This window comes from Candidatus Symbiopectobacterium sp. NZEC135 (assembly GCF_025962695.1).
Genome location: NZ_JAGFPF010000054.1, coordinates 21,202 through 29,019 on the forward strand (window position 1 = coordinate 21,202; position 7,818 = coordinate 29,019).

Consider the following 7,818-nt stretch of genomic DNA (forward strand, 5'->3'; position numbering starts at 1 on the left):
GGCTGTTTTCGACAACGTCTAGGATCTGGATATGGCCGAACCACGTTTTGTCCATCTGCGTGTGCACAGTGACTATTCCATGATCGATGGGTTGGCAAAAGTCGGGCCGCTGGTAAAAAAGGCGGCCTCGCTGGGCATGCCAGCCCTGGCGATCACGGATTTCACCAACCTGTGCGGGTTAGTGAAATTTTACGGCGGCGCACACGGTGCGGGCGTTAAACCCATTATCGGCGCCGATGTGCTGGTAAGCAGCGATGTGCTGGGCGATGAACTTGCGCAGCTTACCCTGCTCGCCATGGACAACGAAGGCTATCAAAACCTCACCCTGTTGATCTCCCGTGCTTATCAGCGCGGCTACGGTGCTGAAGGCCCCACCATCGAACGCGACTGGCTGATCGAATACGGTAAAGGCTTACTGCTGATTTCTGGTGCCCGGCAGGGCGACGTCGGCAAATTTATCCTGCGTGGCAATCAGGCGTTGGTCGAGCAAAGCCTGGCCTTTTATCAAGCGCACTTTCCGGGCCGCTATTATCTGGAACTGATTCGCACCGGTCGCCCGGATGAAGAAAGCTACCTTCACGCGGCGATTGAATTAGCCATGAAGCACCATCTGCCGGTGGTGGCGACCAATGATGTTCGATTCATCAACGCCGATGAGTTCGATGCCCATGAGATTCGCGTTGCTATCCACGATGGCTATACGCTCGATGACGCAAAGCGCCCGCGTAACTATAGCGCGCAGCAATATATGCGCAGCGAAGACGAGATGTGTGAGCTGTTTGCCGACATCCCGGAAGCGTTGGCTAACAGCGTCGAAATCGCCAAACGCTGCAATGTCACCATTCGTTTGGGGGAGTATTTCCTGCCCCAATTCCCGACCGGTGATATGTCCACCGAAGATTTTCTGGTTAAACGGGCTTGGGAAGGGCTGGAAGAGCGCCTTGCCTTCTTGTTTCCTGACGAAGAGGTGCGTAAGCAGCGTCGCCCGGAATACGACGAACGTCTGGAAATCGAACTCAACGTTATCAACCAGATGGGATTCCCTGGCTACTTCCTGATCGTGATGGAGTTTATCCAGTGGTCAAAAGACAATGATGTTCCGGTAGGGCCGGGGCGCGGTTCGGGCGCTGGCTCGCTGGTGGCCTACTCTCTGAAAATCACCGATCTCGATCCGCTTGAATTTGACCTGCTGTTCGAACGTTTCCTCAACCCGGAACGTGTGTCGATGCCTGACTTTGACGTCGACTTCTGTATGGAGAAGCGTGACCGGGTTATCGATCACGTCGCTGAGATGTACGGGCGCGATGCGGTATCGCAGATCATCACGTTTGGTACCATGGCGGCCAAGGCCGTTATCCGCGATGTGGGTCGCGTGCTCGGACACCCTTACGGGTTTGTCGACCGCATCTCCAAGCTGGTGCCGCCCGATCCGGGCATGACGCTGGAAAAAGCCTTTGTGGCTGAACCGCAGCTACAGGAAATTTACGACGCCGACGAAGAAGTCAAAGCGCTTATCGATATGGCGCGCAAGCTGGAAGGGGTGACGCGCAACGCGGGTAAACACGCCGGTGGGGTGGTAATATCGCCGACCAAAATTACCGATTTTGCACCGCTCTATTGCGATTCTGAAGGGAATCATCCGGTTACTCAGTTTGACAAGAACGATGTGGAATATGCCGGGCTGGTGAAGTTTGACTTCCTGGGCCTGCGCACGCTGACCATCATCGACTGGGCGCTGGAGATGATCAACGCGCGTCGAGCCAGGCAGGGGCTGGAGCCGATTGATATCGCGGCCATTCCGCTCGACGATAAAAAAAGTTTCGACATGCTGCAACGTTCGGAAACCACAGCGGTGTTCCAGCTTGAATCGCGCGGCATGAAAGACCTGATCAAACGTTTGAAGCCGGACTGCTTTGAAGACATGATCGCTCTGGTGGCGCTGTTCCGTCCGGGACCTTTGCAGTCAGGGATGGTGGATAACTTTATCGACCGTAAACACGGACGTGAAGAAATCTCCTATCCTGATATACAGTGGCAGCATGAATCGCTGAAGCCGGTGCTGGAGCCGACCTATGGTATCATCCTGTATCAGGAACAGGTGATGCAGATAGCCCAGGTGCTTTCCGGCTATACGCTGGGCGGCGCGGACATGCTGCGCCGTGCGATGGGTAAGAAAAAACCCGAAGAGATGGCTAAGCAGCGCTCCGTGTTTGAGGACGGCGCGAAAAAGATGGGCGTCGACGGCGAATTGTCGATGAAGATCTTTGACCTGGTGGAAAAATTTGCCGGGTATGGGTTTAACAAGTCACACTCAGCCGCTTATGCACTGGTGTCGTATCAAACGCTGTGGCTTAAGGCGCATTATCCTGCCGAATTCATGGCTGCGGTGATGACGGCGGACATGGATAACACCGATAAAGTGGTGGGGCTGGTGGATGAGTGCTGGCGTATGGGGTTAAAAATCCTACCGCCGGATATCAACAGCGGGCTGTACCATTTTCACGTCAATAATGACGGGGAAATTGTTTATGGTATCGGCGCGATCAAAGGCGTCGGTGAAGGACCGATAGAAGCGATCATCGACGCGCGAAATCAGGGTGGGTATTTCCGCGAGTTGTTCGATCTCTGTGCCCGTACTGATATCAAGAAACTGAATCGCCGCGTGCTGGAAAAGCTGATCATGTCCGGCGCGTTTGACCGGCTGGGACCGCATCGCGCGGCGTTGATGAATTCACTCAACGATGCGTTGAAGGCTGCCGATCAGCATGCCAAGGCTGAAGCTATCGGTCAGGCAGATATGTTTGGTGTTCTGGCGGAAGCGCCGGAGCAGGTAGAACAGTCCTACAGCACGGTGGCTCCTTGGCCGGAGCAGGTGGTGTTGGACGGTGAGCGGGAAACGTTAGGGCTTTATCTGACGGGCCATCCGATCACGCAGTATCTCAAGGAAATTGAACGCTATGCTGCTGGCTTGCGTTTGAAGGACATGCACCCGACGGATCGGGGCAAAGTAACAACGGCGGTCGGCCTGGTGCTGGCTGCCCGCGTAATGGTCACCAAGCGAGGTAATCGCATTGGCGTGTGTACACTGGACGATCGTTCTGGCCGTTTGGAAGTGATGCTGTTTACGGAAGCGTTGGAAAAGTATCAGCATCTACTCGAAAAAGACCGAATTCTGATTGTCAGTGGACAGGTCAGCTTTGATGACTTTAGCGGGGGCCTTAAAATGATGGCCCGAGAGGTCATGGATATCAGTGAAGCGCGTGAAAAATATGCGCGCGGGCTTGCTATCTCGCTGACTGACAGGCAAATTGATGACCAGCTATTAAACCGTCTCCGCCAATCGTTGGAACCTCATCGATCGGGGACGATCCCGGTACACCTTTACTACCAGCGAGAGGATGCCTGCGCCCGGTTACGTTTTGGCGCGGCATGGCGTGTGACGCCAACCGATGTGTTGCTTAATGACTTGCGCACACTGCTGGGGAACACCCAGGTGGAACTGGAATTTGACTAAAATAGGAATACTATGAGTCTGAATTTTCTTGATTTTGAGCAGCCGATTGCAGAGTTGGAAGCGAAAATTGACTCGCTGACCTCAGTCAGCCGTCAAGATGAAAAATTGGATATTAATCTGGACGAAGAGATCCAGCGACTGCGGGAAAAAAGCGTTGAACTGACGCGCAAGATTTTTGCCGATCTGGGGGCCTGGCAGATTGCGCAATTGGCACGTCATCCGCAGCGTCCTTACACGCTGGACTATGTCAGCCATATTTTCACCGACTTTGATGAGTTGGCGGGCGATCGCGCCTATGCTGATGACAAAGCGATTGTGGGCGGCATTGCGCGTTTGGACGGGCGTCCGGTGATGATCATTGGTCATCAGAAAGGGCGCGAAACCAAAGAGAAAATTCGCCGCAACTTCGGTATGCCTGCGCCTGAAGGATACCGTAAAGCGCTGCGCCTGATGGAGATGGCAGAGCGTTTTAACCTGCCGATCATCACCTTTATCGACACGCCGGGCGCGTACCCGGGCGTTGGTGCTGAAGAGCGCGGCCAGTCGGAAGCCATTGCGCGTAACCTGCGTGAGATGTCCGGCCTGAGCGTACCGATTATCTGTACGGTGATCGGCGAAGGGGGATCCGGTGGTGCTTTGGCGATTGGTGTGGGCGACAAAGTCAACATGCTGCAATACAGCACCTATTCTGTGATTTCACCGGAAGGCTGCGCCTCTATCCTGTGGAAAAGCGCTGATAAAGCGCCGCTGGCGGCGGAAGCGATGGGGATCATTGCCCCGCGTCTTAAAGAACTGAATCTGATTGATGCCATCATTCCTGAACCGCTCGGTTCCGCGCACCGTGATGTGGAAACCATGGCGGCGTCGCTGAAAGCACAACTGCTGTCAGACTTACGTGAGCTGGATGAATTGGATAAAGACGCGCTGCTCGATCGCCGTTATCAGCGTCTGATGAACTACGGTTACTGCTGATTCCTGACGTATTACGCTGAATAAAGTCCGCTTTCCGCAAGGAGGCGGACTTTTTGCTATTATGCGGCTATTCCCCTCATCACCTTGTCACAACAAGGAGTACGCATGCTGGCGTTAACGGCCATTCATCATATTGCCATTATTGCCTCTGACTACCGGCGCAGTAAGGCATTTTATTGCGATGTTCTTGGGTTTGAGCTGTTGGCGGAAACCTATCGGGCAGAGCGCGATTCATGGAAAGGCGATCTGGCGTTAAAGGGGTACTACGTTATCGAACTGTTCTCATTTCCCTCTCCACCGCCGCGACCTACTCAGCCTGAATCCTGTGGCCTGCGTCATCTTGCTTTTGCAGTCGCCGACATTGACGAAGCGTGTGATGCACTGCAACGCGCAGGCGTTGCCTGTGAACCGGTGCGGGTGGATGAATTTACCCAGCGTCGTTTTACCTTCTTACGCGATCCGGATGGACTACCGTTGGAGCTTTATGAGCAGTGAGCGTACCGACGTGACTGCACTACTGGAAAACGTAGCGGTGCAGCTCTCTGGCTGTCAGCGTGTGCTGGTGGCTTATAGTGGCGGGCTGGATTCCAGCGTGTTGTTGCATATGCTGTATCAATTGATGCAGCAGCGCTCGGACATTGTTGTGCGTGCCGCCTATGTGCACCATGGGTTAAGTACTCACGCGGAGCGTTGGGCGCAGCACTGCATGCACATCTGCCAGCAATGGCACATTCCCTGTGCAGTGCTGCCTGTCACGGTAGATGCGCGTGAGCGCGGTGTTGAAGCGGCAGCGCGTGAAGCGCGTTATCAGGCATTACGTCAACATCTGTTACCTGAAGAAGTGCTGCTTACCGCACAGCATCTCGACGATCAGAGCGAAACGTTCCTGTTAGCGCTCAAGCGCGGCAGCGGACCTGCCGGGCTTTCAGCAATGGGGGCTACGGGGCAGTTGGGAGCGAATCGCTTGCTGCGCCCCTTGCTGGGCGTCTCGCGAGCGCAACTTGAAGATTATGCACGTCATTATCGACTTACCTGGGTGGAAGACGAGAGCAATGGCGACGCGCGTTACGATCGCAACTTTCTCCGATTGCAGGTATTACCGCAACTAAAACAGCGCTGGCCGTCATTTCCAGAAGCCGTGGCGCGCAGCGCGCGACTGTGCGCCGAGCAGGAACAGCTGTTGGATGAATTGTTGGCAGCCTCGCTTGAGTCGGCCTGTGATGTGGAAGGTGCATTGGCGATTGATGCCTTGCTTCCCCTGAGTGAACCGCACCGTTTTGCGCTGTTGCGGCGTTGGCTGAGAGTGCACGAGGTGGCGATGCCTTCACGCGAACAACTGCTGCATCTGTGGCAGGATGTGGCACTCAGCCGCCAGGATGCAGAACCGTTGTTACAATTGGGCACCGTACAGATCCGACGCTTTCGTCAGCGTTTATACTGTATTGCTGCATGCGTAAACATCGTCGGCCTGGTGTTACCCTGGCAACCCGAGCAGGGGGCACTCACGCTGCCACACCGGTTAGGTTCTCTTTCCTTGGGCGAACAAGGTATGCGTATCCGACGCCCACATCCCGATGAGCAAGTGAGCGTACGTTTTGGCCTGAAAGGGAAACTGCATATTGTTGGGCGCAGTGGCGGACGATCTGCGAAAAAACTGTGGCAGGAATATGCCATTCCCCCCTGGAAGCGTGAACACGTTCCTATTCTGTATTACAACGAACACCCTATCGCTGCCATTGGCGTCTTTGTGATGCGAGAAGGGGAAACGACAGCCGATAACACCGCATGGCAGATAGTGTGGCGGATGGCATAGCGCCGATACAGAATCTATCAGCGCTACTTCGGCTGCTGACTGGCCCATTCAAGGGCAGAACGCTAAATGGTAAGCCTGTTTAGAGGGGAGCGGTAGCTATTTGGGGTTGCAGGTTAAGCTGTTGCCTCAATGTTTCTATTTCTGCTCGCAACGGCTGTACTATTGCTGCTAACTGTTGTTTGATTTCCTGCTGAATACTTTCTTGTTGTTCTGATTTATCAAAGGGTAACTCGTTGCACCCACTCTGGGATTCCGCTTTTCTTGCGGCCAAACTTGTTATACCGATGAATTTAATCTCATTCAGATAATCGTATAATTTTGCAAAAGCGTCAGTGAATTCAATGGATTCTGTTTTCTTCGACTTTTGATAGCACTTATTTATTGCATCACGAATGTTCAGTGACCCATCGGTACAGGAAACCAATAACCCCAATCCGCGCAGCGCGTTCAATAATAGCGGTGCTGAAATAACCAGTGCTGGAATGGCTATAGGCAGAAAAAATGCAGTAGCAGCCAACGCCATACCGACGATTGAAAGGGCTATTCCAACCACAAACCGTCTGGAAAAAAAGCATTTTTGAGAGGCATCATCATGGATGATTCTGTCGCTCTTCCTGATATCTGATAAGGTATTGAAGAACAAATCTGCAATTTCTTCAATTTCTTTTATTTTCTCTTTCAATGCAGGGGTGATGTGATCTGAAGCCGATTCGTCATGGTGCAGCGCTAATATTTGTCCCACAGTATCAAGATCGATTTCACGTAGTTTTTGCTGGCACATTAAGATTTTTTGATAGGTGATAGGGTCATAAGCAAAATGTCGGGAATAATTTGTTTCGATTAATGCAATCTGTAATGCCGAGAACCTCTCCCATTTCTCTTTGGTAAATTCATTACTGGTATTACGGATATGCTGTAATTTTTGAGGCCATACTGTGCCGGGGTTTGGCGGCAAAGCTGTCCGTGTGATGACCGAATCTTGACTTTGGTTTAATGGCTGATAGGTGTTTATTGGATTGAATAGGTTAGCCTGACTTAATCCAGCGATACACATAGAACCCCCTCGAACAAATAGACTGATTTATTTCATGTATAGATTCATATGAGAGCGGTTTTTTGTCACTAGGGTATTTACTGGGCGGCGTATTTTTTCATGTGAGCAGCAGCAAATATTGATTATTTTTATTTTGAAAGCAAAACGGACAACCTGGGTTGTCCGTTGACTACATGTTGTACTGCGTGTTGGTTATGTTACCAATCAGGATTCACTCACCACCACTTTGCCGATACCCGGATTACTGAAGCTCACGATATGATCCAGACGCAGCTCGCGCAGTGTGCCATTTTCTTCCACCATCAGATATTCCACTTGCTTACGCGACACAATATCTTTGGCTTTGCCGGTGAGGGTTTCGCCGTTGCGCAACTCTAGCGTCAGCGTCAGATGTTGCTGGCACGTAGCCTCAAGGCTATCGTAATCATCACAATTGATGGGTTGATATTCGTTACTCATTGACAT

6 protein-coding genes are annotated in these 7,818 nt (G+C 52.5%); 4 read left to right on the plus strand and 2 right to left on the minus strand.

All coding sequences use genetic code 11. The annotated features are described in order from the left end of the window. Nucleotides 1-31: 31 nt before the first annotated feature. From dnaE to tilS, 4 genes are all read left to right on the plus strand, one after another. Nucleotides 32-3,514 (plus strand): DNA polymerase III subunit alpha, encoded by a 3,483-nt coding sequence (dnaE, locus tag J5224_RS19320; RefSeq protein ID WP_264626899.1) that lies wholly within the window; start codon nucleotides 32-34, stop codon nucleotides 3,512-3,514. Between the two features lie 12 nt (nucleotides 3,515-3,526). Next, nucleotides 3,527-4,486, plus strand: coding sequence for an acetyl-CoA carboxylase carboxyl transferase subunit alpha (gene accA, locus J5224_RS19325; protein WP_222158381.1), 960 nt, complete (start codon nucleotides 3,527-3,529; stop codon nucleotides 4,484-4,486). Nucleotides 4,487-4,591: 105 nt separating this feature from the next. Then, complete coding sequence (locus J5224_RS19330; RefSeq protein ID WP_264626900.1) at nucleotides 4,592-4,981, plus strand: VOC family protein; 390 nt, start codon at nucleotides 4,592-4,594, stop codon at nucleotides 4,979-4,981. Further along, nucleotides 4,971-6,299 (plus strand): tRNA lysidine(34) synthetase TilS, encoded by a 1,329-nt coding sequence (gene tilS, locus J5224_RS19335; protein ID WP_264626901.1) that lies wholly within the window; start codon nucleotides 4,971-4,973, stop codon nucleotides 6,297-6,299. The genes J5224_RS19330 and tilS overlap by 11 nt, the downstream gene beginning before the upstream one ends. 79 nt (nucleotides 6,300-6,378) lie before the next feature. Here the strand turns inward: tilS and J5224_RS19340 are convergent, their stop codons facing one another. Both J5224_RS19340 and rof read right to left on the minus strand, forming a co-directional pair. Beyond that, nucleotides 6,379-7,353, minus strand: coding sequence for a hypothetical protein (locus J5224_RS19340; protein WP_264626902.1), 975 nt, complete (start codon nucleotides 7,351-7,353; stop codon nucleotides 6,379-6,381). A 204-nt stretch (nucleotides 7,354-7,557) separates the two neighbouring features. Further along, entirely contained in the window at nucleotides 7,558-7,818 is a 261-nt protein-coding gene (gene rof / locus J5224_RS19345; RefSeq protein ID WP_264626903.1) for a Rho-binding antiterminator, read from the minus strand.